4 tRNA genes are annotated in these 440 nt (G+C 49.8%); all 4 read right to left on the reverse strand.

The features are described from left to right. Positions 1-31 precede the first annotated feature (31 nt). Positions 32-121, reverse strand: a tRNA-Ser gene (locus tag IV88_RS09000). A 43-nt stretch (positions 122-164) separates the two neighbouring features. Then, positions 165-238, reverse strand: a tRNA-Ile gene (locus tag IV88_RS09005). A gap of 20 nt (positions 239-258) precedes the next feature. Next, positions 259-332: transfer RNA gene (locus tag IV88_RS09010), tRNA-Met, on the reverse strand. 35 nt (positions 333-367) lie between these two features. Beyond that, positions 368-440: transfer RNA gene (locus IV88_RS09015), tRNA-Pro, on the reverse strand.

Here is a 440-nt window from a genome sequence, read left to right on the forward strand (position 1 = left end):
ACCAGACTGCTCCATCCCGCGATAATAAAAAAGGAGGATGAGAGATTCGAACTCTCGCGTGGTTTGACCCACCTGACGGTTTTCAAGACCGTTCCCTTCAGCCAGACTTGGGTAATCCTCCATAATAATATACGTTTTAATGCCCTTTAAGCATAAATGCTTGATGGACCTTGTAGGACTCGAACCTACGACCGGACGGTTATGAGCCGTCTGCTCTAACCAACTGAGCTAAAGGTCCAAGTTCGTATATTAACCCTATCGCGGCGGAGGGGATCGAACCCCCGACCTCCCGGGTATGAACCGGACGCTCTAGCCAGCTGAGCTACACCGCGATCTATATAAAAACTAAATGTCGTTAAACATTTAATCGGGAAGACAGGATTCGAACCTGCGACCCCCTGGTCCCAAACCAGGTGCTCTACCAAGCTGAGCTACTTCCC

Source organism: Pediococcus argentinicus (assembly GCF_001437605.1).
GTDB lineage: Bacteria > Bacillota > Bacilli > Lactobacillales > Lactobacillaceae > Pediococcus > Pediococcus argentinicus.